Source organism: Klebsiella sp. DY2415 (assembly GCF_026314315.1).
GTDB classification, from domain to species: Bacteria; Pseudomonadota; Gammaproteobacteria; order Enterobacterales; family Enterobacteriaceae; genus Klebsiella; species Klebsiella ornithinolytica.
Window position 1 is genome coordinate 407999 of the sequence record NZ_CP111115.1, and the last position, 26477, is coordinate 434475.

At 56.3% G+C, this 26477-nt stretch carries 24 protein-coding genes; 13 read left to right on the forward strand and 11 right to left on the reverse strand.

Going from position 1 to position 26477, the window contains the following annotated elements; genetic code table 11:
• Positions 1-28 precede the first annotated feature (28 nt).
• Entirely contained in the window at positions 29-811 is a 783-nt protein-coding gene (gene bioH / locus OQV00_RS01835; protein WP_004868492.1) for a pimeloyl-ACP methyl ester esterase BioH, read from the forward strand.
• Positions 812-920: 109 nt separating this feature from the next.
• Positions 921-1190: a YdgH/BhsA/McbA-like domain containing protein gene (locus OQV00_RS01840; RefSeq protein ID WP_004868491.1), complete on the forward strand. Its 270-nt coding sequence runs from the start codon at positions 921-923 to the stop codon at positions 1188-1190.
• A gap of 62 nt (positions 1191-1252) precedes the next feature.
• Here the strand turns inward: OQV00_RS01840 and feoC are convergent, their stop codons facing one another.
• From feoC to greB, 5 genes are all read right to left on the reverse strand, one after another.
• Positions 1253-1489 carry a [Fe-S]-dependent transcriptional repressor FeoC gene (gene feoC / locus OQV00_RS01845; RefSeq protein ID WP_015585608.1) on the reverse strand — a complete coding sequence of 79 codons (237 nt, stop codon included), beginning with the start codon at positions 1487-1489 and terminating at the stop codon, positions 1253-1255.
• A 9-nt stretch (positions 1490-1498) separates the two neighbouring features.
• Complete coding sequence (gene feoB, locus OQV00_RS01850) at positions 1499-3817, reverse strand: Fe(2+) transporter permease subunit FeoB (RefSeq protein ID WP_266279760.1); 2319 nt, start codon at positions 3815-3817, stop codon at positions 1499-1501.
• Between the two features lie 29 nt (positions 3818-3846).
• Entirely contained in the window at positions 3847-4074 is a 228-nt protein-coding gene (gene feoA, locus OQV00_RS01855; protein ID WP_004868486.1) for a ferrous iron transporter A, read from the reverse strand.
• Between the two features lie 407 nt (positions 4075-4481).
• Complete coding sequence (locus OQV00_RS01860) at positions 4482-6812, reverse strand: Tex family protein (RefSeq protein ID WP_071359817.1); 2331 nt, start codon at positions 6810-6812, stop codon at positions 4482-4484.
• A gap of 101 nt (positions 6813-6913) precedes the next feature.
• Positions 6914-7387 carry a transcription elongation factor GreB gene (gene greB, locus OQV00_RS01865; protein ID WP_004868482.1) on the reverse strand — a complete coding sequence of 158 codons (474 nt, stop codon included), beginning with the start codon at positions 7385-7387 and terminating at the stop codon, positions 6914-6916.
• Positions 7388-7634: 247 nt separating this feature from the next.
• Between greB and ompR the strand changes: the two genes are divergently transcribed.
• Both ompR and envZ read left to right on the forward strand, forming a co-directional pair.
• On the forward strand, positions 7635-8354 hold the full coding sequence (gene ompR, locus OQV00_RS01870) for an osmolarity response regulator transcription factor OmpR (protein ID WP_001157751.1): 720 nt from the start codon (positions 7635-7637) through the stop codon (positions 8352-8354).
• Positions 8351-9712, forward strand: coding sequence for a two-component system sensor histidine kinase EnvZ (gene envZ, locus OQV00_RS01875; protein WP_004868479.1), 1362 nt, complete (start codon positions 8351-8353; stop codon positions 9710-9712). Before ompR ends, envZ begins: the two co-directional genes overlap by 4 nt.
• Positions 9713-9803: 91 nt before the next feature.
• On the opposite strand, the gene pckA is transcribed toward envZ, so the two are convergent.
• From pckA to OQV00_RS01900, 5 genes are all read right to left on the reverse strand, one after another.
• Entirely contained in the window at positions 9804-11426 is a 1623-nt protein-coding gene (gene pckA, locus OQV00_RS01880) for a phosphoenolpyruvate carboxykinase (ATP) (RefSeq protein WP_004868477.1), read from the reverse strand.
• Positions 11427-11789: 363 nt separating this feature from the next.
• Complete coding sequence (hslO, locus tag OQV00_RS01885; protein ID WP_004868474.1) at positions 11790-12668, reverse strand: Hsp33 family molecular chaperone HslO; 879 nt, start codon at positions 12666-12668, stop codon at positions 11790-11792.
• A gap of 46 nt (positions 12669-12714) precedes the next feature.
• Entirely contained in the window at positions 12715-13116 is a 402-nt protein-coding gene (gene hslR, locus OQV00_RS01890) for a ribosome-associated heat shock protein Hsp15 (RefSeq protein ID WP_004868472.1), read from the reverse strand.
• Positions 13113-13796, reverse strand: a complete 684-nt coding sequence (yrfG, locus tag OQV00_RS01895; RefSeq protein WP_004868470.1) for a GMP/IMP nucleotidase — start codon at positions 13794-13796, stop codon at positions 13113-13115. Before yrfG ends, hslR begins: the two co-directional genes overlap by 4 nt.
• A gap of 59 nt (positions 13797-13855) precedes the next feature.
• A complete protein-coding gene (locus tag OQV00_RS01900) occupies positions 13856-15985 on the reverse strand; it encodes an intracellular growth attenuator family protein (protein WP_044347753.1) in 2130 nt (709 codons plus the stop codon).
• A 329-nt stretch (positions 15986-16314) separates the two neighbouring features.
• On the opposite strand from OQV00_RS01900, the gene nudE reads away from it, so the two are divergent.
• Positions 16315-16875, forward strand: coding sequence for an ADP compounds hydrolase NudE (gene nudE / locus OQV00_RS01905; RefSeq protein WP_004868466.1), 561 nt, complete (start codon positions 16315-16317; stop codon positions 16873-16875).
• A gap of 84 nt (positions 16876-16959) precedes the next feature.
• Here nudE and mrcA read toward each other — a convergent pair whose 3' ends face one another.
• On the reverse strand, positions 16960-19518 hold the full coding sequence (gene mrcA / locus OQV00_RS01910; protein WP_064359874.1) for a peptidoglycan glycosyltransferase/peptidoglycan DD-transpeptidase MrcA: 2559 nt from the start codon (positions 19516-19518) through the stop codon (positions 16960-16962).
• Positions 19519-19636: 118 nt separating this feature from the next.
• On the opposite strand from mrcA, the gene OQV00_RS01915 reads away from it, so the two are divergent.
• From OQV00_RS01915 to damX, 8 genes are all read left to right on the forward strand, one after another.
• Positions 19637-20428: a type IV pilus biogenesis protein PilM gene (locus OQV00_RS01915; RefSeq protein WP_266279764.1), complete on the forward strand. Its 792-nt coding sequence runs from the start codon at positions 19637-19639 to the stop codon at positions 20426-20428.
• Positions 20425-20964 (forward strand): PilN domain-containing protein, encoded by a 540-nt coding sequence (locus tag OQV00_RS01920; protein WP_015585614.1) that lies wholly within the window; start codon positions 20425-20427, stop codon positions 20962-20964. The genes OQV00_RS01915 and OQV00_RS01920 overlap by 4 nt, the downstream gene beginning before the upstream one ends.
• Entirely contained in the window at positions 20948-21397 is a 450-nt protein-coding gene (locus OQV00_RS01925; protein ID WP_004868458.1) for a HofO family protein, read from the forward strand. Before OQV00_RS01920 ends, OQV00_RS01925 begins: the two co-directional genes overlap by 17 nt.
• A complete protein-coding gene (locus OQV00_RS01930) occupies positions 21387-21776 on the forward strand; it encodes a HofP DNA utilization family protein (protein WP_032718318.1) in 390 nt (129 codons plus the stop codon). Before OQV00_RS01925 ends, OQV00_RS01930 begins: the two co-directional genes overlap by 11 nt.
• Positions 21715-22953 carry a DNA uptake porin HofQ gene (hofQ, locus tag OQV00_RS01935; protein WP_015585617.1) on the forward strand — a complete coding sequence of 413 codons (1239 nt, stop codon included), beginning with the start codon at positions 21715-21717 and terminating at the stop codon, positions 22951-22953. The genes OQV00_RS01930 and hofQ overlap by 62 nt, the downstream gene beginning before the upstream one ends.
• 393 nt (positions 22954-23346) lie before the next feature.
• Entirely contained in the window at positions 23347-23868 is a 522-nt protein-coding gene (gene aroK, locus OQV00_RS01940) for a shikimate kinase AroK (protein WP_004868452.1), read from the forward strand.
• A gap of 55 nt (positions 23869-23923) precedes the next feature.
• On the forward strand, positions 23924-25018 hold the full coding sequence (gene aroB, locus OQV00_RS01945) for a 3-dehydroquinate synthase (protein WP_044347759.1): 1095 nt from the start codon (positions 23924-23926) through the stop codon (positions 25016-25018).
• Between the two features lie 84 nt (positions 25019-25102).
• Positions 25103-26407, forward strand: a complete 1305-nt coding sequence (gene damX, locus OQV00_RS01950; RefSeq protein WP_071359811.1) for a cell division protein DamX — start codon at positions 25103-25105, stop codon at positions 26405-26407.
• The last annotated feature ends 70 nt before the right edge of the window (positions 26408-26477 follow it).

A 26477-nucleotide genomic window follows, 5' to 3' on the forward strand; every position in this document is an offset into this window, starting at 1 on the left:
CGTAATGGTGGAAAGAGAACAGTAACTGATGAACGACATCTGGTGGCAAACCGTGGGGGAAGGAAATTGTCATCTTGTGCTCCTGCACGGATGGGGGCTGAATGCCAGGGTATGGGATTGCGTGACGCCGGAACTGGCCTCGCACTTTACCCTGCATCTGGTTGACCTGCCGGGCTATGGTCGTAGCAGCGGCTTTGGCGCCCTGTCGCTGGAGGAGATGGCGCAGCAGGTACTGAGCCAGGCCCCGGAGCAGGCTATCTGGTTGGGCTGGAGCCTGGGTGGGTTGGTGGCCAGTCAGATTGCCGTGCAACATCCCGGGCGCGTACAGGCGCTGGTCACCGTGGCCTCTTCGCCCTGTTTTGGCGCCGATGGCGACTGGCCCGGGATCAAAGCGGAGGTGCTGAGTGGGTTTCAGCAGCAGCTGAGCCAAGATTTCCAGCGCACCGTGGAGCGGTTTCTGGCGCTGCAAACGATGGGGACGGAAAGCGCTCGTCAGGATGCCCGGGCGTTGAAAAGTACCGTGCTGTCGTTGCCGATGCCATCCTCAGAAGCGTTGAACGGCGGGCTGGAGATCCTTAAAACGGCCGATTTACGCCAGCCGCTGGCCGCATTCACACAGCCATTCCTGCGGCTGTATGGCCGACTGGATGGCCTGGTGCCGCGCAAAATTGTTCCGGTTCTGGATGCATTATGGCCGCAGAGTGAATCCATGGTATTTGAAAAAGCGGCCCATGCCCCGTTCATCTCGCACCCGCAGGCGTTCTGTGAGCCACTGGTGGCGTTGAAAAATCGCCTGCGCAATTATTTTTAGCAGGCTGTGGCAAAAATCCCGACCATAGCAATACTTAGGTTGTCACGGGGAGCATGCGTTTCTGTCGCCGCCGTGGCCTATAAAAACAACCTTATGGAGAGTTGAGGCTATGAAACTTATTACGGGTATTGTTGCATCTCTGGTGATTGGGTCCCTGTCTTTTGGCGCGTTTGCAGCGAAAGAGATTCAAAAAGATGAAGTGGCGTCAATGAAGCTGACGAAAATCGGCAGCATTACGACCTCAAAAACAACGTCACCGATGGATGCAAAGCGCGATCTGTCGAAGAAGGCGGATGAGCTGGGCGGCAAGTACTTTGTGGTGATTGCCGGTTCGAAAAACGAGAAAACCGTTCACGCAAACGCCGACGTCTACAAATAAGCAAAAGCGGGTCTCAGGACCCGCTTTGGTTTTATTGCTCATAGGTTTATTGCCCAGCGGTATCAGCGCAGCGCCCACCACTCTTGCAAGCAGGCTTTTCCCTCAGGGCAACTTTTGCAGCTGCCGGACAAACAGCCGTTCGCGTCTTCCGTTATGCGCACGGCTTTCCCCATGGCTTCCAGACGACTCAGCATGGCATCGACCAGCGGCTGCGGAGCATGCAGGCGAGCGCTGAGCTGTGTCGCCTGCATACGCCCCTGCAGGGCCAGCATATCGCGTACTTCAATCAACGACGCCATGATAACTCCTTAGTGACAATCACCTGCCGGACTCTGGCAGCAGGATGACGGCGTTTTACGCGTCGCCAGCAGGGAGACATCAACCCGACTGCGTGCCCGGCGTAACAGAGCAAAGACCATGATGTTAAACAGCACCACCGCCAGGATACACACCAGACTGTAGCGCGGATGCTGGCTGAAACTCACGGTCTGGTAGTACAGCGTAGAGAGCGAGTAGGCGATGTTCAGTCCCCATAAGATGGAGAATGACATCCAACCGCGGCTGGATTCGCGAGCGATAGCCCCCATCACCGAGATGCACGGAATATAGAGCAGAACGAAAATCAGGTAGCTGTAGGCGGCCGCCGCGCTGCCGAATTTGCTGCCCATGACCCCCATGGCGCCGGCTTCCATTTCACCATCGCCTTTGCTGGCTTCGATAGGGTTAGCCAGAACGCTCAGGCTGAAGGTATCTTTCAGGCTCTGCCAGGTTTCGTCCAGCGCGGCCAGCAGTTCGTCGCCGAGGTGGAACTCCTGCGGATTAAACGCTTCATTCTGAATATCTTCGGCGGTGTAGAGCGTGTTCAGCGTCCCGACGACCACCTCTTTCGCCATTGCGCCGGTAAACAGTCCGACGGTGGCCTGCCAGTTATCTTCATGCACGCCAATAGGTTTAAAAATCGGCGTGATAATACGACTGACGGAGGCCAGCGCCGAATCGTTAATGTTGTCCACCAGCTTACCGTTAAGCGAGAAGCTGTTCAGGGCGCTAAGGAAGATACTGACGATGACGATAACTTTACCCGCGCGCAGCACAAAGCCTTTCAGCCGTTGCCAGGTCTGGATGACCAGACTTTTGATATGCGGGACGTGGTAGACCGGTAGCTCCATTACGAACGGCGATGCTTCGCCGCGCATAATGGTGTGTTTGAGCATCAGGCCGGTCAGGATAGCCATCACGATCCCGAGCAGATACAGCGAGAAGACCGCCAGCGCGCCATTCTGACCAAAGAACGCGGCGGCGAACACGGCGAAGATCGCCAGGCGCGCGCCGCAGGACATAAACGGCGCCATCATGATGGTCATCAGGCGTTCGCGCGGTGCATCCAGCGTGCGCGCCCCCATCACCGACGGCACGTTGCAGCCGAAGCCGACAATCAGCGGCACGAAAGATTTCCCCGGTAGCCCCAGCGCCTGCATCAAGCGGTCCATGACGAATGCCGCTCGCGCCATATAGCCGGAATCCTCAAGGAAGGAGAGGAACAGATACATCATGCCGATTTGCGGCACCAGCGGCAGCACGGTGTTGATACCGCCGCCCAGCCCCTGGGCAAGGAAAACGGTTAGCCAGTCCGGGAAATGCAGGGTATAGCCCAGCCACTGAATGCCGTGAATAAAGATAGCCACGGACCCGGCGTCAAAGATGGGTTGTAACGCGCCGCCGATGTTGATCGCCAGCAGGAACATCAGGTACATGACAAATAAGAAGATGGGCAGCCCCAGCACGCGGCTGAGGATGATTTTGTCCATCGCGGTGGTGAAACGACTCGGTTCAGCGGTGAGCGTGTTGCTGACGGCGTCGCAGATGGCGGCAATGCTCTGATAGCGAGCATCCGCGATGTGCAGCGCCGGATCGGCAATTTCCGCACTCAGATTCGCCAGGGCATCGTCGAGCTTATGCGCAGCGTTTCCGGCGTACTCGCGGCTGTAAATATCGCCTTCCAGCATCTGCAGACCCAGCCAGCAACGCTGACGTTGCGGAATTTCTGGCGCCATCTCCTGAGCCAGCTTTTCGGCTTCACGCAGCAGCGGCTGCGGGTAGTGCACCAGCTCAAGCGACGTATTTTGCTGGTGGCGGTCGACGGCCATTTTTAAGGCTTCGATACCGCGTCCGCGAGTCGAGACCAGCGGGATCACCGGGCAACCCAGGCGGGCTGCCAGCGCGTCAACGTCGATCCGGATTTTTTGCTTTTCGGCAATATCCAGCATATTCAACGCAACGATGCAGGGGATGCCCAGCTCCAGCAGCTGCAGCGTCAGATAGAGGTTGCGTTCCAGGTTTGAGGCGTCGACCACGTTAATCAGCATGTCGGCATCGCCGCTGAGGATATAGTGACAAGCGATCTGCTCATCTAAAGAGGTCTGTGAAGAGATCGTCGTCAGCGAATAGGTGCCGGGCAGGTCTACCAGCGTGACCTGGTGGTCGGTGGTGGTAAAGGCTCCTTCTTTGCGTTCGACGGTGACCCCGGCCCAGTTGCCGACGCGCTGACGAGCGCCGGTAAGCTGATTAAATAATGTTGTTTTGCCGGAGTTCGGATTACCAATTAAACCAAGAGTTAACTTTTTCATATTTCAGACTCTGAGTACCGGGTCAGGTGTTATTGTGCAACCGCTTCCAGTTCTATTAAATCGAGATCTTTTTTGCGTAATACCAGACTTACACGTCGGGTTTCGATATGCACGGGATCGCCGAGCGGCGCGACGCGGACCACATTAAAAGAGGAACCTGGCAGCATGCCAAGAGACAATAGTTTCTGACGATAAGCCGGACTAATATCACGAGAGAAACCCGTGATTTTCCACGCACTATCAGGAGTGAATTGCATAGGGCCTACCTGTAATCGCTAACTGAACGAGAGTTTACCGTGTGCGGTCATCGCACAGTACCGGGGAGCATAGTCAACGGAGAAGAAGATATATTTACTATGAATGATGATAATGATAATGGTTTTTATCATCAATACATAAATGGTTTAATAATCGACATTTGCCGGAAATATGCTGTTTTTTTGATATGACGCAAGGTCTGCACTGTAGCGCTAAATAAGGGTAATATTTATTTTGTCATTTAATGTTTAATTAAGGTTTCATTGGTTAACAAAATGAAACCTTAATAAATGACTTATTTACTCGCCTTTATTAGCCGGAGCTAATCGGTTTCCGGAGTATACCAACATGGGGTCAGAGAATAAGGCGGAGAAAGCGGCCCCTGCAATGAGGGGCCGGAAAAGGGTTAGCGTTTTTTACCCATGGCTGCTGCCAGCGCGTCCATCATGGCGCTGTTGCCAGCGGACTGCGCCTCACGGCCGCGCGGTTTCGCCGCTTTTGCCGCCGGGCGGTTGCCCTGCGCACGATCGCCCCCGCCGCCGCGCCGGGCGTTGCTCTCGCCCGGCTGCTCGTCAAGACGCATGGTCAGTGCGATGCGTTTACGCTGCAGGTCGACCTCCATCACTTTAACCTGCACGATATCGCCAGCTTTGACGACGGTATGCGGATCGTCGACGAATTTATTCGACAGCGACGAAATATGCACCAGGCCATCCTGGTGAACGCCGATATCGACAAAGGCGCCAAAGTTGGTGACGTTGGTAACCGCACCTTCCAGTACCATGCCCGGCAGCAGGTCGTTCATGGTTTCCACGCCATCGGCGAACTTCGCAGTTTTAAACTCCGGACGCGGGTCGCGGCCGGGTTTTTCCAGCTCTTTGATAATGTCGGTGACGGTTGGCACACCGAATTTCTCATCGGTGAAGTCGGCCGCTTTCAGATTGCGTAATTCGCTGCTGTTGCCCATCAGATCGCTTAACGCCTGCCGGGTGGCGGCCAGAATGCGCTCGACGATAGGATATGCTTCCGGGTGAACGGTGGAGGCATCCAGCGGGTTGTCGCCGTGGTTGATGCGCAGGAACCCGGCGCACTGCTCGAAGGCTTTGGGACCGAGGCGGCTGACTTTCAGCAGCTGCTGACGGTTCTGGAACTGGCCGTTTTCATCACGCCAGGCGACGATGTTCTGCGCCATCATCCGCGTCAGGCCCGCCACGCGGGTAAGCAGCGGCACGGAAGCGGTGTTCAGATCCACGCCGACGGCGTTAACACAATCTTCGACCACCGCATCCAGCTTGCGCGCCAGCTGTGACTGGCTGACGTCGTGCTGGTACTGGCCCACGCCGATGGACTTCGGATCGATTTTAACCAGCTCGGCCAGCGGATCCTGCAGACGACGGGCAATTGAAACGGCGCCGCGCAGAGAAACATCGAGGTCCGGGAACTCCAGGGCCGCCAGTTCGGAAGCTGAGTAGACGGAAGCCCCGGCTTCGCTGACGATCACTTTCTGCGCGGTGACTTTCGGGAACTGTTGCTGCACATCGAGGAAGAAGCGCTCGGTTTCGCGGGAGGCGGTGCCGTTGCCGATAGCGACCAGTTCAACGTTGTGCTTTTCACACAGCGCGGCGACGACAGATGCCGCTTTGGCGGCCTGTCCGGTGTGCGGATAGATGGTGTCTGTGGCGACCAGTTTACCGGTGCCATCTACCACGGCGACTTTCACGCCGGTACGCAGGCCTGGGTCGAGACCCATGGTGGCGCGCAACCCGGCGGGGGCGGCCATCAGCAGATCGTGCAGGTTACGGGCAAACACGTTGATGGCTTCATCTTCCGCGCGTTCGCGCACGGTGCCCATCAGCTCGGTTTCCAGGTGCATCAGCACCTTAATGCGCCATGTCCAGCTGACAACCCCTTTGCGCCAGCTGTCGGCTGCGGCATTGTTCAAGCGTAAACCGAGATGGTCGATAATAATCTGTTCGCAGTGGCTCTCTTTCGGCGGCTCGTCAAACTGCGGGTCGGCATTCAGGGCCAGCTGCAGAATGCCTTCATTACGGCCGCGGAACATCGCCAGAGCGCGGTGCGAAGGGACGGTAGCGATAGGCTCATGGTGATCGAAGTAGTCGCGGAATTTTGCCCCTTCCTCTTCTTTGCCGCCCACTACCGTGGCAACCAGGTGCGCATTCTTCCACAGGTAGTCACGCACCTTCGCCAGCAGCGCGGCGTCTTCAGCAAAGCGCTCCATCAGGATATAACGCGCGCCATCCAGTGCGGCTTTGGTATCGGCGACGCCTTTATCGGCATCGACAAACTTCGCCGCTTCTGTTTCCGGATCGTGGGACGGTTCGTTCCATAGCAGATCCGCCAGCGGCTCCAGCCCGGCTTCAATGGCGATTTGCCCGCGGGTGCGGCGTTTCGGTTTATATGGCAGGTAAAGGTCTTCGAGCTCGGTTTTGCTCAGCGTGGTGGTAATCGCCTTTTCCAGCGCATCGGTCAGCTTACCCTGTTCGCCGATCGATTTGAGGATCGATTGACGACGGTCTTCCAGTTCACGCAGATAACCAAGGCGGGTTTCCAGATTACGCAGCTGCGTGTCATCCAGACCGCCGGTGACTTCTTTACGATAGCGTGCGATAAACGGCACGGTGTTCCCTTCATCAAGCAGGCGAACGGCAGCTTCTACCTGTTCAGACCTGGCCTGAAGTTCACCCGCAATAATGCGGCAGAGCGAATCATTCATCATGTCTATTTCATCTTGTGGATCGAAAATCAGGGGATAGTTATACGGACTGGCACGGCAAAATGCCAGTCGTGGCACGAGGCTCTCAGATTGTTCCGGACGCGCTATTTCACATATTCGATATTGTTGACGTACCAGCTGGCTTCGCCGGCGGGCGTGTTGACCACCGCCAGGTCGCCGACCTCTTTTTTCAGCAGCGCGCGAGCCATCGGCGAGTCGATAGAGATGTAGTCTTTACGTCCGAAAATCTCATCGTAACCGACGATGCGAAAGCGCTTGGTGTCGCCATCATCGTTTTCGATTTCAACCCACGCGCCGAAAAACACCTTGCCCTCCTGCTGCGGGGAGTAATCGACGATTTTCAGATTTTCCAGACATTTGGTGAGATAGCGTACCCGGCGGTCGATTTCACGCAGCCGTTTTTTGTTGTACTGGTAATCGGCATTTTCGCTACGATCGCCAAGGCTGGCCGCCCAGGTCACTTTTTTGGTGACCTCAGGACGTTCTTCACGCCACAAATAGTCCATTTCTTTTTTAAGTTTTTCATACCCTTCACGGGTGATCAGCGGCGTTTTCATTTATCGTTCTACCTTCTGATTGTCGGACACTGTACGCGGCGGTGTGCGGTTGCGCACAATTCGTAGTGCGTAATAATACCGACAGGATAAATAATGTGTCTTATGATTAAATGTATACTTAAGCTGCTGTTAAATATGCTTTGTAACAATTTAGCCTGGAATATATACCAGATTTAGCTGGTCGGCGACCCGGGCTTTTTTGAGAATACGCACTGACAATTGCAGTGAACCTTTGGGAGTATAAACAATGCAAGAGAATTATAAGATTCTGGTTGTCGACGACGACATGCGCCTGCGTGCGCTGCTCGAACGTTATCTGACCGAGCAAGGCTTCCAGGTTCGAAGCGTCGCCAACGCTGAACAAATGGATCGTCTGTTGACTCGTGAGTCCTTCCACCTGATGGTGCTGGATTTGATGCTGCCGGGCGAAGATGGTCTCTCCATTTGTCGTCGTCTGCGTAGCCAAAGCAACCCGATGCCGATCATTATGGTTACGGCGAAAGGGGAAGAGGTTGACCGTATTGTGGGCCTCGAAATCGGTGCGGACGACTATATTCCAAAACCGTTCAACCCGCGTGAGCTGCTGGCCCGTATCCGCGCCGTGCTGCGTCGCCAGGCGAATGAGCTGCCGGGTGCGCCGTCACAGGAAGAGGCGGTCATCGCCTTTGGTAAATTCAAGCTGAATCTCGGCACCCGCGAGATGTTCCGTGAAGATGAACCGATGCCGCTGACCAGCGGTGAATTTGCGGTACTGAAAGCGCTGGTTAGCCATCCGCGTGAGCCGCTCTCCCGCGATAAACTGATGAACCTTGCTCGCGGTCGCGAATATTCCGCGATGGAGCGTTCCATCGATGTACAAATTTCCCGTCTGCGCCGCATGGTCGAAGAGGATCCGGCCCATCCGCGTTACATCCAGACCGTGTGGGGGCTAGGCTACGTCTTCGTACCGGACGGCTCTAAGGCATGAAACGCGTGCGTTTTTCGCCGCGAAGCTCGTTTGCTCGCACCCTGTTATTGATTGTCACCTTGCTGTTTGTCAGCCTGGTGACGACCTATCTGGTGGTGCTGAATTTTGCGATTCTACCGAGTCTCCAGCAGTTTAATAAGGTGCTGGCATACGAAGTGCGTATGCTGATGACCGATAAACTGCAGCTGGAGGATGGCACCCAGCTGGTGGTGCCGCCGGCGTTTCGTCGCGAAATTTATCGCGAACTGGGCATTTCGCTCTATTCCAATGAAGCGGCGGAAGACGCAGGCCTGCGCTGGGCGCAGCACTATGAGTTTTTAAGTCAGCAGATGGCGCACCAGCTCGGTGGGCCAACCGAAGTGCGGGTCGAGGTCAACAAAAGCTCCCCCGTGGTGTGGTTGAAAACCTGGCTGTCGCCGAATATCTGGGTGCGCGTACCGCTGACGGAAATCCACCAGGGCGACTTCTCGCCGCTGTTCCGCTATACCCTGGCGATTATGCTGCTGGCGATCGGCGGCGCCTGGCTGTTTATCCGTATTCAAAACCGGCCGCTGGTCGATCTTGAGCATGCGGCGCTGCAGGTCGGGCGAGGCATCATTCCGCCGCCGCTGCGGGAGTACGGTGCATCCGAAGTGCGTTCGGTCACCCGGGCCTTTAACCACATGGCCGCAGGCGTAAAACAGCTGGCAGACGATCGTACGCTGTTAATGGCCGGCGTCAGCCACGATCTGCGTACGCCGCTGACGCGTATTCGCCTGGCGACGGAGATGATGGGGGAAGAAGACGGTTACCTTGCCGAGTCGATCAACAAAGACATTGAAGAGTGTAACGCCATCATCGAGCAGTTTATTGATTACCTGCGCACGGGCCAGGAGATGCCGATGGAGCTGGCGGATCTTAACTCGGTGCTCGGTGAAGTTATCGCGGCGGAAAGCGGTTACGAACGTGAAATCGCGACGGACCTGCAGGCCGGCGAGATCCCGCTGCGCATTCATCCGCTCTCTATCAAGCGCGCGCTGGCCAATATGGTGGTTAACGCCGCGCGTTATGGCAACGGCTGGATTAAGGTCAGCAGCGGTAGCGAAGCCAGCAGCGCCTGGTTCCAGGTCGAGGATGATGGCCCGGGGATTAAGCCAGAACAACGCGAGCATCTGTTCCAGCCGTTTGTGCGTGGCGATAGCGCCCGCAGCACCAGCGGTACCGGGCTGGGGCTGGCGATTGTGCAGCGTATTATCGATAACCATAACGGTCGTCTGGAGATTGGCTCCAGCGAGCGGGGCGGGCTGTTGATTCGCGCCTGGCTGCCGGTTCCGGTTCAACGTGCGCTAACGCCGACGAAACAGAGCAAAGAGAGTTAAGCGGCCGCTCGCGGCAGTCTGAATCGCGCGGGTCGGCGCGAGAGCATAAAAAAGCCGGGCATTGCCCGGCTTATTCTTTATAAATACACGGTTAGCGCTTCGGACCGGCAGCGACCAGCGCGGCGCCCGCTGGCGTATCGGTGTACTTCTCGAAGTTCTCTACGAACAGCTTCGCCAGCTGCTCGGCTTTCTCCTGCCACTGCTCTGGCGAACCGTAGGTGTTACGCGGGTCGAGGATGTGCGTATCGACACCTGGCAGCGAGGTTGGGATCTGCAAATCGAACATCGGCAGCGTGAAGGTTTCCGCATTGTCCAGCGACCCGTCGAGAATGGCATCGATAATGGCGCGGGTATCTTTAATCGAGATACGTTTGCCGGTGCCGTTCCAGCCGGTGTTGACCAGATAAGCCTGCGCACCGGATGCCTGCATGCGCTTCACCAGAACCTCAGCATACTGCGTCGGGTGCAGCGACAGGAACGCGGCACCGAAGCAGGCGGAGAAGGTTGGCGTCGGTTCAGTGACGCCACGTTCGGTACCGGCCAGCTTAGCGGTAAAGCCAGAGAGGAAGTGATACTGGGTCTGGTCTGCCGTCAGGCGCGATACCGGCGGCAGTACGCCGAATGCATCCGCCGTCAGGAAGATAACTTTGGTGGCATGGCCCGCTTTCGAGATCGGCTTAACGATGTTCTCGATATGATCGATCGGGTAGGAGACACGGGTGTTCTCGGTTTTCGACCCATCGTCGAAATCAATCGTGCCGTCCGCGCGAACCACCACGTTTTCCAGCAGCGCATCACGACGAATCGCGTGATAGATATCTGGCTCTGCGGCTTCGGAGAGTTTGATGGTCTTGGCATAGCAGCCGCCTTCGAAGTTGAAGACGCCATCGTCATCCCAGCCGTGCTCGTCATCGCCGATCAGACGGCGTTTCGGATCGGTGGAAAGGGTGGTTTTGCCGGTGCCGGAGAGGCCAAAGAAGACCGCCACGTCGCCTTTCTCGCCCACGTTAGCGGAACAGTGCATTGATGCGATCCCCTGCAGCGGCAGCAGGTAGTTCATGATAGAGAACATCCCTTTCTTCATTTCGCCGCCGTACCAGGTACCACCAATCAGCTGGATCCGCTCGGTCAGGTTGAAGGCAACGAAGTTTTCAGAGTTGAGTCCCTGCTCCTTCCACTGCGGGTTGGTGCATTTGGCGCCGTTCATCACGATGAAATCCGGCTTAAAGTTGGCCAGTTCTTCATCGGATGGGCGAATAAACATGTTCTTGACGAAGTGTGCCTGCCAGGCCACTTCGGTAATGAAGCGTACGCTCAGACGCGTGTCGGCATTGGCGCCGCAGAACGCATCAACGATGAACAGACGCTTGCCGGAAAGCTGATGAGTGACCAGATCTTTCAGGTGCTGCCAGGTTTCCTGCGAGAGCGGTTTGTTGTCGTTTTTACCGTTGCCTTTATCAGACCACCACACGGTATCGCGGGTTGTATCGTCACGAACGATATATTTATCTTTCGGCGAACGACCGGTAAAGATACCGGTATCGACGGCGATCGCGCCCAGATTGGTGAGTACGCCGCGCTCATACCCTTCCAGAGTGGGATCGAGTTCTTCTTGATACAACGTATCGTAACTGGGGTTGTGGACGATATCCTGGACGTCATTGATACCATAAGCCTTGAGATCCTGCGGGGTTAAACCATTATTAACGCGCATGTCACTGCTCCTTAGCCAATAATATATACTGCTTTAAATTGTAGGGGTTCTTTCGGGGTATAGACCGCGACCAGGCTCATAGATTTACGTATCTCGACAAACGCCTTACTTACGAAAAACACGGTGACTCCTGTCACGAAACATGCGTGATTATCTCAGGAAATTGGCCGTTGGTGGGGATAGATGTTTCTTATTGGTTAAAAAGTAATTAAAAAAACTGCTGAATTGTGAATGTAATCGCTTTCTTGAAAGAAAATTACGTAACTCTTTCAGTGAAAATCGATTCATCACGCGAGGAAATAGTTGACGGCAGGCGCGGCGAAGGCAGAAAACCTCCGCCGCGAGCTCTGGTGGGCAGGATTATCAGTGAACCTGCGGGTCGGCCGGAGAGGCATTATTGCGAATCTCGGCGATATCCATGGCGTTGAACAGGTAATGATTGCCGCAGTAATCGCAGTGCATATCAATTTCACCTTCGTCAGCGAGAATGCTGTCGATCTCTTCATCCGGCAGCGTTTTCAGCGCCCCGGCGCAGCGTTCGCGGGAACAGGTACACTTAAATTCCACATTCTGCGGATCGTACACGGTCACTTCTTCTTCGTGATACAGACGCCACAGGACGTCAGTCGCGGAGAGGGTGAACAGTTCCTCGGCTTTGATGGTCTCAGTGAGCGTAGCCAGATGGTCGAAATCATTGGCCTGGGTCTCTTGTGCCGGCATCACCTGAAGCAGCATGCCGCCCGCCATCGGTTTCCCTTCATGTTCGCCGGTGCGAATGATAAGGCGCGTCGGCAACTGTTCTGAGCGCTGGAAATAATCTTCCAGGCAAGCCGCCAGGGTGTCGCCTTCCAGACCGACCACGCCCTGATAGCGCTCGCCTTCATCCGGAGAGATGGTGATGACCAGATACCCGTTACCGACCAGCGTTTTCAGGTCCGCATCTTCCGGAATGTCGCCCTGAGTCCGCGCGACGCCGCGCAGCTGCTGCTGATTCGTCCCGTTGATTACCGCCAGAGACAGAGGACCATCGCCCTGCAGCTGCACGGTGATATCGCCGGCAAACTTCAGCGTCGCGGTCAGCAGGCTGGTGGCAACGAGCAGCTCTGCCAGCACGGTTTTGACCGGCTGCGGGTAGCTGTGGTTCGCCAGAATCTGTTCCAGGGTTTCCGAAACGGTAACCAGTTCACCGCGTACGGCATAGTTTTCAAACAGATAACGATGTAATTGATCGTGTTGAGTCATAATGGTCTCTCTTGCTGGCAACAGCGGTGCCTACAGGTATAGGCGGTTACTCACTGTCGCCGTGTTTAAATCTCATCAGGTCGCGGCGTTCTTTCTTGTCCGGACGTCTGTCGGGATGCGGCATGGTCAGCGCGTTCATTTTGCGCGCCAGCGCCATTTTCTCGCGTTTTTCGATGCTCTCTGCCGTCTCTTCATACAAGGCGACGGCTTCACTGGCAGGTCGGCGCTGTTCGGTTATCCCTTTGACCAGCAGAATACGTTCGTCGTTGCCCTGGCGTAGCGTCAGAGTGGCGCCCGGCTCAACGATTTTACCCGGCTTGCTGCGCTGTCCGTTGTAATGCACCTTGCCGCCTTCAATCATCTCGCGCGCCAGCGCACGGGTTTTATAAATGCGGGCTGCCCAAAGCCATTTGTCCAGCCTGACGGCTTCGACGGGCTTCTCTTTCATGGCCTCTCCTTTGGAGTCAGCGAAGGGATCAGGCGCCGGTAGTCGTTCAATCCCGGATGTCGGGCATAGCTTTTTTCCGCCAGTCCGGAATCCGGATTCGTGACGCCCAGGCAGTAGCGAACACCAAACTGAGCCGCGGCATCGAGAATCGCCTCGCTATCGTCAACAAAGAGCGTTTTGCGCGCATCGAAGCCGGTTTCTTCCGCCACCGCACGCCACAGACGCTGATCTTCTTTCGGATAACCAAATGTGTGGGTAGAAAGCAATAAATCAAGGTGTGCGTCGAGACCGGTATGTTCAAGCTTTACCGCCAGATTATGCGGATGGGCGTTGGTCAGCAGGATGCGCCGCTTGCCGCTGGCCTTGAGCGCATCAAGGAACGGGACGGTATCTTCACGCAGGGCTGCTCTTGGCCCCTGCTCGCTGGTCATCGCACGAATATCCAAATTCAGGCGCTCGCTCCAGTAGTCCAGACAGTACCAGTTTAGCGTATGCTGCACCGCGTGATACTCCTGGTGCATCGCCTCTTTGGCCTCCTGCAGGTTGAGCCCGCGTGCCGCTCCCCAGGTTTCCGGCACCAGCTTTTGCCAAAAATAGTTGTCGAAGGCGAGGTCGAGCAGCGTGCCATCCATATCCAGCAGAACGGTATCAACCTCCTGCCAGGCGATATCAAAATGCATGGTGAGTCTCCAGCGAGGGGAAATGCGCGACAGGGTATCACACCCCGCCGCGCAGGGAATTACTCTTGATGTTCCGGCGAGGGGATGAGTACCGGATTCAGGCAGCTTTCGTAGTATTTCTGAATATCTTCCATTCGCTGGCGATGACGCTGGTAGCGACGAATCGTCAGGATCCCGTGCCACGACATGCAGCCCAGCATGGTCAGCAGAAGCAGCGTCGTCCCCAGATAGCGCCACAGACCTGAACGGTCTGGAATACGATGCAGGTTGATGTGCTGCGTGCCATTGGCATCGGTATAGAGATTGGTCACAATCCCCTCGGCGTGGAACGGCGTATGCATCAGCATTCTGGCCAGACGCTGCAGTTCGCCCCACTGTTCATGCGCCGGATAGTCATACAAGCTGGTGGTCGGCCACGGCTGATTGACCAGATCGCTGCCTTCATCACTGACAATCAGGAAACCGCCGGGAGCCGGACTGTTAAGGGCCTGCGCTGCGCGTGAGGTTTCGCGAATGACAAACGGTGCCGTTGAGGTGGTGACCAGATTTTCCAGCGACTCGGCGCTAACCGGGCGCAGCAGAACGTTGACGCCATCCAGCTTGCCCGAGTTGGCGCGTTTGGTGAGCGCTTCCCAGTTACGCGTATTGCCCAGGTTAACCAGCGCGTTTTTCAAACGGGTACAGTCATCTTTTGCCGCACACAGGTTGTTGGTTTTTATGACGATATCGCCAAAATCATCCAGCAGCACCATGCCTGATTTCTGAATCGCCGAGCGCAGCGCGGGGCTGACGTGCGAGTCATCGTCCGGATCGGGATGTAGCTGGCGCTGCACGGATTGCATCAGCGCCGTGGCTTTGCCGACGACGTCGGACTCCGGAAGCGGTAGGGGAGGCGCGTCATTCCAGATGATCTGCGAGCAATCAAACGGCATAAACGGCGAGTTCTCTTTCGCCGTCCAGCTATCCGGCGAGTGGATATTGCAGGTTCCGGTACCTTTCAATCGCAGCGTATCGCCGAGGCGAACCTGCGACTTCTCCAGCTGGGCAACGGTAGTCGCTTCAATGGTTTGCGCCCCTTTCAGCCATGAAAGCGTAAACTTAAACGGCATATTCAGCGGGACGCTGGCCCACAGCATCACCACCACCAGCAGTGCGCCGATAGCGATAATGGCGCTACGCAGCCAGTACTGAAGCGGGAAGTTTTTCACTTCATCGTGCAACGACAGGAAGCGCCCCTGACGCACGACGTGACGGCTGAGATAGATATCGATATCCGTCTGCTGGCCGAGATCCTGGGCAATCCAGGGTTGCCAGTGGCGCGGATAGATCAGATCGATAATACCCAGGGAGATATTATTGATATGCTCCTGGTCATTTTCGCCAAACAGACCCCAGCGTTTGGGCATCCCGCGCAGGCAGTGGATCTCCCGGAGCGCCGCTTTACGCGGCGGCGCGTAGATACCCCACAGGCCCGCAGCCAGGAACAGTAGTCCACCGAGCAGTAGCCACGGGGTAAAAACATAGGGGCTTATCAGGCTGAAGTAAAACAGCAGGAACGAGGTGACGATAAAGATCGCTTCACGCAGCCCATCCGGCCGACTCAGCGCGTATTCCTCTGCCGTTTCCTGGCGAATGCTCAACAGCTCGATCTGCTCGCTCTCTTCCCCGCGGATTGACGCCTGGGTTGACGACGCCCGTTCGAGGGCATAACTGCGGCTCTCCTGCGGGTAGTCGCTGAGCGCATGGCCATTGAGGGCAATGACCAGCGGCAGGCTGTCGGTGGGTATCAGCTCAACGCTATTTTCGTCATTGATATACTGCTCCCAGAAAGGCGGCAGATGCACCTCCACCGAGTCGAGGAAGTAGCGCCATTTGTTCGGGTCATCGGTGGTAATGCCATAGCGCGTAATGGCGCGGGTCACCGTGAAAACAGTATCGCTCTGTTGGGTGAGAGACAGTACGGCAGGGGCAACGCTTGCCCCCGATGCCGGCATTTGTCGGGCGTGGTTGAGACCTTCAAGGTACTTTTCCACCGCGCGGCGTTCTTGCTCAGAAAGCTTGCGGGTGACGGCATCGCTAAAGGCATGCAGGAGAGGGAGGCGGCGACGTCTGGCATGCGATCGATACCACCACCCGATAAGCAATGCGCAGATTAGCAGAGCTGTGAAAGAAATCAGAAAGGTGCCCATGCCCATCCCATCGTAGTTATTCTTTTCTTACAGGTGTCTTTAGTTGCTTAACACTTTGCGTGAACCTGCAGTGTGCTCTCGGCAGATATCGTATGTATACGGGAAAATTTATTGTGCGATACAGCAGCATACAAGCTTATCAAAATCGTTAAAATCCAGGAATCAGTAAATTCTCAAAAACATTTCAACCTATTGACTTTTTTATCTTTCTGATTCTCTCGTTTTGCGAGTGCAGGTTGCAACTATGTAAATAAGTGGCGAATTGAATTGCCGAAACCGTGCTGCGTATCGCACAATGACTTCTGGAATCACAGCATAGATCGATAACAATGAGCAAATCATTACAAAAACCCACCATTCTCAATGTTGAAACAGTAGCGCGCTCGCGTCTTTTTAACGTTGAAAGCGTGGACCTGGAATTCAGCAACGGCGTGCGTCGCGTTTATGAACGCATGCGCCCTTCGACGCGTGAAGCCGTGATGATTGTACCGATTGTCGATGACCATCTCATTCTGATTCGTGAATATGCCGTTGGCACCGAATCTTATGAGCTTGGTTTTTCTAAAGGGCTGATTGATCCGGGTGAAACCGTCATGGAAGCCGCTAACCGTGAACTGAAAGAAGAGGTCGGTTTCGGCGCCAATAAGCTGACGTTCCTGAAAAAACTGAGCATGGCACCCTCTTATTTCTCCAGCAAGATGAATATCCTGGTGGCTGAAGATCTGTACCCGGAATCGCTGCCTGGCGATGAGCCGGAACCTTTACCGCAGGTGCGCTGGCCGCTGTCGCAGTTAATGGCGCTGTTGGATGATGAAGATTTTAACGAAGCGCGCAACGTCAGCGCCCTGTTTTTGGTCCGCGAGTGGCTGAAGGCTCAGGGACGCCTGTAGACCGCCCGGCGCTTTGCCAAACATCCGGCCTGTCACCATGGCCTGCAGAGAGAAGCAGAAAAAGCGCCCGCAGGCGCTTTTTTGTCAGAACAGTTCGTGGGTTTCACCGCCACCATCGGTGATCGTGGTCCCCACTTCATGCACCGCCTGATGGGTCGGCTGTGTGCCATCAATGAAGTATTCGGCGCGGCTGTTACCGCCGCTCGCCAGCTGACCGGTGCTGCGGTCGATATTGACCGTTACCACGCCAGGCGGCGGGGTTAATGGCTCTTCAGGTACGCCTTCCAGCACGCGTTTCATAAAGTCATCCCAGGCTGGCTGAGCGCTTTTGGCTCCCCCCTCATAGCCGGAAATCTGATCTTTAATCGCGCCGGATGCGGTAGTCCGCCCCAGATCGCGGCGGTGATCGTCAAAACCAATCCATACCGACGTCACGACGCCCGGGCCGTAGCCGGAGAACCACGCATCTTTTGAGCTGTTGGTGGTCCCCGTTTTACCGCCGATATCGTGGCGCTGCAGATCGCGCCCGGCGCGCCAGCCGGTACCCATCCAGCCCGGTTCGCCGAAGATGTTACTGTTCAGGGCGCTTTTAATCAGGAATGACAATGGCGTGCTAATCACATGCGGCGCATATTCCTGGGCGCCGGATTGGGCAACCAGCGCCTGGTTGACCTGTTCAAGCTCTGGCTGCGGCGGCACCGCGGAGTTCTGCGGTGTTGTCGAGGTCGCGACATCTTCGACATCCTTATTTTCCAGCACGTCGGATTTCGGCGTATCGCCGTAAATGACCGGCAGGTTGCACTGCGGACAGGCAACTTTAGGCCGCTCCTCAAAGATCACGCCGCCCTGATCGGTCTCGATTTTGCTGATAAAGAATGGCGTGACCAGGAAGCCGCCGTTGGCCATCACCGAATAACCGCGCGCAACCTGCAGCGGCGTAAAGGATGCGGACCCCAGCGCCAGCGACTCGGTATGCACGATATTCCCCGCCGGGAAACCGAAACGCTGTAGATACTCCGCCGCGTAATCCACGCCCATGGCACGCATGGCGCGAACCATCACGACGTTCTTCGACTGCCCCAGTCCCTGACGCAAGCGAATCGGGCCGGCGTACTGCGGCGGGGAGTTTTTCGGCTGCCAGTCGGAACCGGCACCGGCGTCCCAACGGGAAATCGGCACATCGTTAAGCATACTGGCCAGCGTCAGGCCTTTATCCATCGCCGCGGTGTAGAGGAACGGCTTAATGTTCGAGCCTACCTGGCGCAGGGCCTGGGTCGCGCGGTTGAATTTACTTTGATTGAAGTCGAACCCGCCGACCAGGGCGATAATGGCGCCGTTCTGCGGGTTAATGGAAACCAGCGCCGAGTTCACATCCGGTACCTGCGACAACCACCAGCGGTCGCCGACCTGACGGACCCAAATTTGCTGCCCGGACTGCAGGACATCGGTGACCTTGCGCGGAGTCGCTCCTTGCTGGGTATCGGAGATAAAGCGACGCGCCCAGCGGACGCCCTCCATGTTCAGCGTGACCGACGTTCCATTACTTAATAGCGCGACCGCTTCCTGGGGATTTGCCGAGGTAATCACCGCCGGAGCAAGCGGCCCGTAGCCGGGCAGGCTTTTCAGCGATGCGATAATTTTCGCCTGATCCCAGGGTGTTTCGCCCACTTTCCACAGCACGTTAGCCGGGCCGCGGTAGCCATGGCGCATATCGTAATCGAGCACGTTATTGCGGACGGCCTGCTGAGCGGACTGCTGGTTTTTGCGCGTGATAGTGGTGTAAACGCGGTAGCCATCTTCATACGCCTGCTCGCCATAGCGATTGACCATCTCCTGGCGGACCATTTCACTGAGATAAGGCGCCGAGAAAGCGATTTCCGGTGCGTGGTAGCGGGCGTCAATGGCTTCGTTGCGCGCCTGATCGTATTGCGTCTGCGTGATATAGCCTTCGCTCAGCATACGTGCCAGAACAACGTTACGACGCGCGGTCGCGCGGTCCATGGAATAGAGCGGGTTAAATGTCGATGGTGCTTTAGGCAGGCCGGCGATAACGGCCATTTCGCTCAGGCTAAGCTGGTCGACAGATTTACCAAAGTAAACCTGCGCCGCCGCGCCGACGCCATAGGCGCGGTAGCCGAGATAGATTTTATTCAGGTACAGCTCAAGGATTTCGTCTTTATTCAGCAACTGCTCGATGCGAATCGCCAGGAAGGCCTCTTTGATCTTACGCATCAGCGTCTTCTCCGGGCTCAGGAAGAAGTTACGCGCTAACTGCTGGGTGATGGTACTGGCGCCCTGTGAGGCATGGCCTGAGAACATGGCGACGCTGGCTGCACGGAAAATACCGACCGGATCGACGCCGTGATGTTCATAGAAACGACTATCTTCGGTGGCAATAAACGCTTTGATCAGCTCGGGCGGCATTTGCTGCAGCGTGACGGGAATACGGCGTTTCTCGCCATACTGTGCAATAAGCTCGCCATCCGCGCTATAGACCTGCATCGGGATCTGCAAACGCACATCCTTCAGGGTCGCGACGTCAGGGAGTTGCGGCTCAATATATTTATAGAGGCCAAAAACCGAGCCTGCTCCCAGCAGTACGCAACAGACTGCAAGGATCAATAGATACTTTACGAACTTCACCGGAGATTTCCCATTAAGTTTAATTTGGGCAGTTTATAAACAAACGCGCGGTAGTATAAAGGCAAGCCTGGTGCATTGATAGAGTCGAGCCGTAATGGTGGACAAGGAGATCGTAAGCATGGCTTTCAGCAACTGGCGAATCGGGATGCATATTCAACAGGACGCAATAGTGCTGGTCGCACTGCGCTACGCGCGTTCCCGCTGGGCGTTATGCCGCTGGTGGGATATCGAACTGGCGCCCGGCATCGTGCGCCATGGCATGGTGGTTGACGTGGCTGCGCTGGCTGAACGGTTGCAGAACTGGCGGCGGGAACTGCCTTTGCAACATCAGGTCAGCATTGCGTTTCCGGCCAGCCGAACGTTACAAAAGCAGCTGCCGCGTCCGCAGCTGTCTCTGCGCGATAAGGAGCGGGCAACCTGGATAGCCAGCGTGATGGCGCAACAGCTGGAGATGCCGGCCGCCTCGCTATGTGTCGATTATTCCGCCGCGCCGGCAAAGAACGAATGGCGGGTGACGGCAGCACAACGCCTGGATATCGACGCTCTGCGTCAGCTCGCCGCCCGCCTGAAACTGAGCATCGCAGGCATTGTACCGGATGCCTGCGCGCTGGCAGCATTCCTCCCCTGGCTGCCGTCTGGCTCGCAAGGCCTCGCGTGGCGCAACGATCCTCATTGGCTGTGGGCAACGCGGGAAGGCTGGGGCAGTTTGCCGTGCGCTGAAGCCTCTTCGTTTTCACAGCTCTCCCGGTTGATCGATGCCAAATCACTCCAGCGCTGCACCACGCGTTCTGGCGATGAGACCTCTTTTGACCCCTGGCGCGTGATTCATCGCCTGCAGCCACCGCTGCCGGACTGTGGAGAGCGCTATGCCGTGGCGATTGGGCTGGCATTAGGAGGGCGGCAACGATGACGACGGCGGTGAATTTTTTGCCCTGGCGTGAAGCGCGTCGCCGCCAGCGGCTGCGTATCGTGCTGTTGTACGCGGTGGGATTTCTACTGATCTTGCTGACGATTGCTCAGGTTAAGCGGGCTGAGCGTCACGCGGTTGAGGCGCTGACTGCGGTGAGAGCCGCGGCTGAAAACCAGCTCTGGTCCGCACTCCGGCAGCGCGAAAGCATGATGCTGGAGCGACAGCAGCAAGGACAGCGGCTGCGCCTGAGACAGCAAAAAAGGGCATTAACCGAGGCCTGGCAGTCCCGGTTATGGGCAATCGCCGCGCAGCTACCGGAGCAGGCCTGGTTAACCCGGCTGGAGTATCAGCGCGATACCTTGATGTTGAGCGGTCTGGCGCTGAATCTTAAGGCCGTGGCGGGGCTGGAAAAAGCGCTGAGCGCGGTTGCCGGATTCAAACCGGCCAGAGCCGATGAAACGCGCCGCGGTGAGCAGGGGCGCTGGCAGTTTCGCTTTTCCCTGAGCGGAGAGCACGCTGATGCAGGCACTCATTGAACGTGGAATGACGGCATTTTTTTCTCTGCGCGGCGGGCGGCTCGCGCTGCCGATTGTTCTGGGGCTGATCGCGGTGATTTTTTCCCGGCTCTCAGCTTCGCCTCCACCGGCAGAAACCGACGGACATCTCCGTCTGCGCCAGCAGTGGCTTCGGTTAATACCGCTGCAGACTACCTTGCAAAATGCCTTCCCGGATGAACAAAAGCGTGCGCTGTTCTCCCCGATTACGCTGCCGGTATCAGGCGCCATGCTGGTGAGCTGGCGCCCGTCGGGGCGCGGCGGCGAGCTGCTGCTGGAGGTCCGCTGGCAGGCGGTCCCGCCGCTGTTTTCCTGGCTGGCGGAGTGCGGAATGCGTGTAACGGGCTTTTCACTGCGTCCGGAAAAAAAGACGCTCCTGATGACGCTACAGCTGGAGGCCGAAGATGTGGGGTAAGGGTTGGCGTTTTCTGTGGCTGCTTCCGCTGCCGCTATCCTTGCTGGCCGGCGATCGCGATCCGTTTCTGCCTCCGGAGGATCGCTGCCAGACGGCACAGCTGGCGCAATGGCGCTATGGCGGCGCGGTCGGTCATCGGCACTATTGGGTGGGTTATTTACTGGATCATCGTAACCAATGGCGCCGGGTGCGAAAAGAGGACGCTTTGCCGGGAGGCTGGCGAATCCATTTGCTGACGGCGGAGCGAGTTGCAATAACAACAGGGCCTGGATGCGAACCTGCGCATTGGGAATGGCTGCGGGAAAAAGGAACAAAATATGATGCGATGGATAAGCCTGCTGTTTCTGCTGTTGCCAGCAATAGCGACGGCAAAAAATGAGAAACTCGTGTCGCTGGTGGTGGACGATGTGCCGGTTGCCCAGGTACTGCAAACGCTGGCCGAGATGCAGCAAAAAAATCTGGTTGTGGCGCCTGACGTCAGCGGTACGGTGTCGCTTCATCTGAAGAACGTTCCCTGGCAGCAGGCATTGCGCGCGGTGATTGATAGCGCCGGGCTGATGTATAACCAACAGGGCACGGTACTGCATGTGCATACGCTGGTCTGGCAAAATGCGCGGCAGGCGCAACAAGAGGCGGCGCGCGCGAAGCAATTGCAGAACCTGCCTTTGCAAAGGCATAGCGTGATGCTGCAGCATGCTGATGCGAGCGAGCTGGCGAAGTCCGGGGATAAATTGCTCAGCGCCCGGGGTAGCCTGACGGTGGATAAACGCACCAATCGACTGTTCATTCACGACGATGCCGCGCATCTGTCGGCATTGACCGCGTGGGCCCAGGAGATGGATCTGCCGGTCGGTCAGGTCGAGCTGGCGGCGCATATTGTCTCGATGAGCGAAACCAGCCTGCGTGAACTGGGGGTGAAATGGAGCATGGCCGAAGCCAGCAGCATGCCGGGTTCCGGTAAGCTGACGACCTTAAGCAGCCATCAGGCGCTGAACAATGCCAGCAATCGCGTGGGGTTTAATATCGGCCGCCTGAGCGGGCGCTTGCTGGAGCTGGAGCTTTCGGCGCTGGAGCAAAAACAGCAGGTGGAAATCATCGCCAGCCCGCGCTTGCTGGCTTCTCATATGCAGTCTGCCAGCATTAAGCAGGGGAGTGAAATTCCCTATCAGGTCTCGCGCGGGGAAAGCGGTGCAACATCGATTGAGTTCAAAGAGGCGGTACTGGGAATGGAGGTCACGCCAACGGTTCTGCAACAGAATCGTGTGCGCCTGAAACTACGCATTACGGAGAATACGCCAGGTCAGGTTCTGAAGCAGGAAAATGGCGAAGCGTTGGCTATCGATAAACAGGAAATTGAGACCCAGGTTGAAGTGAAAAGCGGCGAAACGCTGGCTCTGGGCGGAATCTTTTCGCAAAAAAAGAAATCTGCCCGCGACAGTATTCCGCTACTGGGCGACATTCCGCTGCTCGGCCAGCTGTTTCGTCGCGACGGCAAAGATAACGAACGGCGTGAACTGGTTGTCTTCATTACCCCACGAATTCTGGCAGTGCATTAAGCGGTTTTTCTTGCTAAACACGTTTCAGGTGTTTGACGTGAGGACGGATTTAGCATACAAGGGGTACCGATTTGAGAGTCGGGTTCGGCATCAATCCTCCCTTTTTGTCCGGTGATTTATCCACAAGATCATTCAGGATGCGTCGAGGCGGTAAGCTGGTTTACCCCCAGAAACATAGATAACTATGCACCTGGAGGCGGATGAGTGCAGCCGACGGCGAGGTAGTTTGAATAATGACGAGTATATTCAGTTGCCAAACCTGCCTGAGTATTGAGATAATTTTTAGTCTGACTCTCGCTCTATTGCATATGAGGTTTCAGTTCATGTCCTGCTGCGCTGGGTATTCGCGAAGCGGGTTTACCATTAACGAATAGTCTTAGTAGTACCGAAAAAATGGCAGAGAAACGCAATATCTTTCTGGTTGGGCCTATGGGTGCCGGCAAAAGCACTATTGGGCGCCAGTTAGCCCAACAGCTCAATATGGAATTTTACGATTCTGATCAAGAGATTGAGAAACGCACTGGCGCAGATGTGGGCTGGGTTTTCGATGTCGAAGGTGAAGACGGCTTCCGCGACCGTGAAGAAAAGATCATCAATGAGTTGACGGAAAAACAGGGAATTGTGCTGGCGACTGGCGGCGGCTCTGTGAAATCCCGTGAAACGCGTAACCGTCTCTCCGCCCGCGGCGTGGTGGTGTACCTGGAAACAACGATCGAAAAGCAGCTTGCCCGTACGCAGCGCGATAAAAAGCGTCCTCTCTTACAAGTTGAAGCGCCGCCTCGCGAAGTTCTTGAAGCGTTGGCCGACGAACGCAACCCACTGTATGAAGAGATTGCTGACGTCACTATCCGTACCGACGATCAGAGCGCAAAAGTAGTGGCAAACCAGATTATTCATATGCTGGAAAGCAATTGATTCTGGCTTAATAAAGAGCGTCAGAGTAAAAAGCAACTGAGGTGGACGTCGCGTTATGGAGAGGCTTACTGTAACCCTCGGGGAACGTAGTTACCCGATTACCATCGCGGCTGGTTTGTTTAACGATCCAGCTTCCTTCCAGCCACTGAAATCAGGCGACCAGGTTATGCTGGTCACCAATGAAACGCTGGCGCCGCTTTATCTGGATAACGTTCGCTCTGTACTGGAGCAGGCGGGGGTTAACGTAGATAGCGTCATTCTACCCGACGGCGAGCAGTACAAAAGCCTGACGGTGATGGACTCGGTCTTTACCGCTTTACTGCAAAAACCGCACGGCCGTGACACCACTCTGGTGGCGCTCGGCGGCGGCGTGGTCGGTGATTTAACCGGCTTTGCCGCGGCTAGCTATCAGCGCGGCGTGCGTTTTATCCAGGTTCCAACCACCCTGCTGTCGCAGGTGGACTCTTCGGTCGGCGGCAAGACGGCCGTCAATCACCCTCTTGGTAAAAACATGATTGGTGCCTTCTGGCAGCCGGTTTCCGTGGTCGTCGATCTCAACTGTCTTAAGACGTTGCCGGCCCGTGAACTCTCTTCCGGACTGGCCGAAGTGATCAAATACGGCATTATCCTCGACGGTGAATTCTTCAGCTGGCTGGAAAGCAATATCGATGCGCTGATGGCGCTTGATGAGAAGGCGATGGCGTACTGTATTCGTCGTTGCTGTGAGCTGAAAGCCGAAGTTGTTGCGGCCGACGAGCGCGAAACCGGGTTACGTGCTTTACTCAATCTTGGACATACTTTTGGTCATGCTATCGAAGCCGAAATGGGCTACGGTAACTGGCTACACGGTGAAGCTGTTTCTGCCGGTATGGTGATGGCCGCGCATACGTCCGAGCGATTAGGGCAGTTCAGCGCACAGGATACACAGCGTATCGTGACGCTGCTGCAGCGTGCGGGCTTGCCGGTACGTGGGCCGCAGGAGATGACTGCGCAGGCGTATTTGCCCCACATGATGCGTGATAAAAAGGTGCTGGCAGGCGAAATGCGGCTGGTGCTACCGCTGGCAATAGGGAAAAGCGAAGTTCGCGGCGGAGTGTCGCATGATGTTGTTCTTGGCGCGATTGCTGATACTCAGCTAGCGCAACAATAAGAAGGTCTAGCCGCGTCCGCGCGGCGTTATCATTTCAGGTGACATGCAATAGTCGTGAGCATAAGCCTTTTAGTGGGGTGTTAAATGGATGAATTAAAACCAGAAGATGATCTGAAAGCCGATCGCAGCGATCGTCGTACTGGTCGTTCCCGTCAATCTTCCGAGCGCGATAGCGATCCGCAGATCAATTTTGATGATGTCGATCTTGATGCGGACGACAGCCGTCCGACGCGCGCCAGCAAAGCACGCCGTGAGCGCGATGAAGAAGAGTATGAAGCGGACGTAGAGTCTGAAGAAGACGAAGAGTCGGAAGAGCAGCAGGTTGAGCGTCGTCCGCGCAAGCGTAAGAAAGCGCCCGCGAAGCCAGCCTCCCGCCAGTATATTATGATGGGGGTGGGGATTCTCGTGCTGCTGCTGCTGATCGTTGGCATTGGCTCTGCACTGAAATCGCCATCCTCTTCCAGTGAACAAACCGCGTCAGGCGAAAAGAGCATTAACCTGTCAGGCGATCAGTCTGACAATGGACAGTCTGGCAATGGCCAGCCTGTCGCTCAGGACCAGACCACGGCAAACAACCCGCAGCAGGATGTTTCTCTGCCGCCGATCGCCTCTAATCCGACTCAGGGTCAGACTAGCGCTGAGCCGCAGGGACAGCAGCGTGTTGAGGTGCAGGGCGACCTGAATAATGCCTTGACTCAGCAGCAGGGCCAGATTGACAGCGCCGTAGCGAACTCTACGCTGCCGACTGAACCGGCGACCGTTGCTCCTGTCCGTAATGGCGCCGCCCCGCGTCAGGCAACAACTGAACGTCAGACTGCCGCCGCTCCGCGTCCGGTAGAGCGTAAGCATACGGTGATTGAGCCGAAACCAGTGGCGAAAGCGCCGGTTGAAGCGAAACCTGTTCAGCCGAAGCGTGTTGAAAGCACCGCTGCGGCTGCGCCGGTGAAAGCGCCTGTCGCTCAGCCGAGCAAACCTGTTGCCACCGCACAGACGACGAAGCCGGCTCCGACGACAACGACAACGACAACGACAACCGCGACCGCACCAGCGGCTACCGCTGCGGCGACGGCGGCTCCGGCTGCAACTGCCGGGGGTAAAACTGCGGGTGATGTCAGCTCGATGAAAGCGGCGCCGTCGGGTAACTACACTCTGCAACTCAGCAGCTCCTCCAACTACAACAACCTGAATAGCTGGGCGAAGAAAGAGAAGCTGGATAAATATGTCGTCTACGAGACCACGCGTAACGGTCAGCCATGGTATGTACTGGTCAGCGGTATCTACGCTTCGAAAGATGAAGCGAAGCGTGCTGTAGCCACTCTGCCAGCGGATGTGCAGGCGAAAAACCCGTGGGCGAAACCGCTGCATCAGGTTCAGGCCGATCTGAAGTAAGTGCGGTGTAGTCTTAAGCGCAGGGTGCTGTCGGAGCTTTCTCCACAGCCGGAGAATGTGGTAATTAGTT